At 44.9% G+C, this 234-nt stretch carries 1 protein-coding gene; it reads right to left on the reverse strand.

Features of this window, described 5'->3' with window-relative positions:
* Positions 1 to 234 (reverse strand): hypothetical protein (locus LKX83_RS32945; RefSeq protein ID WP_227887502.1); only part of this gene is annotated, 234 nt, incomplete at both ends.

Raw genomic sequence — 234 nt, forward strand, 5'->3', positions numbered from 1 at the left:
GAATAGGCTCCCTGTTCACAAATAATGCGCCTCCCTTTATCTTCAAGAGAATCAAGAAAAGCGTGGCGCTCCGCCGCCTTTTCAAGATAACTAATAGCTACAGCAATATCTCCAAGGGATTGATGCGCTTCTGCTAATCGGTAATAAAAGATGGGCAGCGCTTTGTCTTCATCCTCTACACACATCCTCAACGCTTGTATAGCCTGTCCGTATTCTTCCATCCGCAAATATGAT

Source organism: Cohnella baijiui, from assembly GCF_020731285.1.
Classification (GTDB): domain Bacteria; phylum Bacillota; class Bacilli; order Paenibacillales; family Paenibacillaceae; genus Cohnella.